Raw genomic sequence first — 1,543 nt, forward strand, 5'->3', positions numbered from 1 at the left:
CGCCAGGCCCCCGTCCCCTCCCGCTAGGCGGACTCGACAGCCGGCACGGTGCCGCCCCGGACCCCGGGTGCGCTCACCAGGCTCTCCAGCGAGGGGTCGGACGGATGCGCGGGCAGGCCGATGACCACGGCCGCGCCCGCGCGCTGGACGGCGTCCAGCCGGGGGGCGAGGCGCTCGGCCTCCTGCTCGTCCGTGGCGCCCGGCACCATGAAACCGGCGTCTCCGGGACCGTCGACCACGGAGACCGTCAGCCGCGCGAACAGGTTCCAGCCGTCGCACCGCCCGACCACGCCGTCCCGCAGCGTCAGCGGAGGCAGCGTCTCCAGCCCCGGCGGCGCGACCAGAACCAGGTGCGGAATCGGCTCTGCGACATACATGGCGTTCTCACGTGGAACCAGCATGCGCCGGAGTATCGCACTCAAATCCTGGGGCGCCGAGAGCCGCAGGCGGACGGGGTTTGATCAGCGGAAGGTGCGGCGGTAGGCGGAGGGGGAGGTCTTCATCGCGCGGGTGAAGTGGTGCCGGAACGTCACCGGGCTCTCGAAGCCGACGGCGGCGCCGATCCGCTCGATGGGGGCCGTGCCCTCTTCGAGGAGGGGCAGCGACGCCAGGACCCGCTGGCCGATCACCCAGCGGAGGGGGCTCGTGCCCGTCTGACGGCTGAAATGCCGGATGAAGGTGCGGGGCGCCAGGCACGCCTCCCGGGACATCCACTCGACCGTGATCGGCTCGGCGAGGTGTGCGAGCGCCCAGGTCATGGCCCGGGCCACCGGGTCGTCCTCTCCCGGCGGGGTCACGGGCGCCGCCACGAACTGCGCCTGACCGCCCTCCCGGTGCGGCGGGACGACCAGCCGCCGCGCGACCGCGTTGGCGATCCGGGCGCCGTGGTCCTTGCGGACGAGGTGCAGGCACATGTCGAGCCCGGCGGCGCTGCCCGCCCCGGTGAGCACGTCGTCGCCGTCCACGTAGAGGACGTCCGGCGTCACGCGGACCTTCGGGTAGCGGCGTCGCAGCAGGTCGGCGTACCGCCAGTGCGTGGTGGCGGCGCGTCCGTCCAGCAGGCCCGCGGCGGCCAGGGCGAACGCGCCCGAGCAGATGGACACGACGCGGGCGCCCCGCGCGTGCGCCTCCCGCAGGGCGGCGACGACCTCGGGCGCCGGGTCCCGCCGGACGTCGGGGACGGCGACGACCAGCACGGTCTGCGCGGACGCGAACGCGTCCAGCCCGTGCTCGGCGGTCATCGTGAAGCCGCCGACCGCGCGCATCGGGCCGCGCTCCAGCGAGCAGACCCGCAGGTCGTACCAGGGGACGTCCACCTCGGGCCGCGCCAGCCCGAACACCTCGACGACCGTCCCCAACTCGAAGGGCGCCATCCCGTCGAACACCAGCACCGACACCGTGTGGCGGCGCGACGGAGAAGTCGGCATGGCGAAATCTTAGCGATGCCCGGCATTCACGCCACTTCCCGCGCACGCTCCCAGCCGCCGAGGATCGAGCCGTCGAGAAAACAGGGAGCCCACATGACCGCCGACACCAACCCCAC

2 protein-coding genes are annotated in these 1,543 nt (G+C 73.8%); both read right to left on the reverse strand.

What is annotated here, in order from left to right; genetic code table 11:
- Window positions 1-23: 23 nt before the first annotated feature.
- A complete protein-coding gene (locus E1293_RS46915; RefSeq protein ID WP_132206604.1) occupies window positions 24-401 on the reverse strand; it encodes a hypothetical protein in 378 nt (125 codons plus the stop codon).
- A 60-nt stretch (window positions 402-461) separates the two neighbouring features.
- Window positions 462-1,427 carry a helix-turn-helix domain-containing protein gene (locus tag E1293_RS46920; RefSeq protein ID WP_132206606.1) on the reverse strand — a complete coding sequence of 322 codons (966 nt, stop codon included), beginning with the start codon at window positions 1,425-1,427 and terminating at the stop codon, window positions 462-464.
- Window positions 1,428-1,543 lie beyond the last annotated feature (116 nt).

Origin of the sequence: Actinomadura darangshiensis (assembly GCF_004349235.1) — a bacterium.
GTDB lineage: Bacteria > Actinomycetota > Actinomycetes > Streptosporangiales > Streptosporangiaceae > Spirillospora > Spirillospora darangshiensis.

Excerpts from the sequence above, each read along its gene's own strand:
- E1293_RS46915 (WP_132206604.1), bottom strand. The coding sequence starts at position 401 with ATGCTGGTTCCACGTGAGAACGCCATGTATGTCGCAGAGCCGATTCCG.
- E1293_RS46920 (WP_132206606.1), bottom strand. The coding sequence starts at position 1,427 with ATGCCGACTTCTCCGTCGCGCCGCCACACGGTGTCGGTGCTGGTGTTC.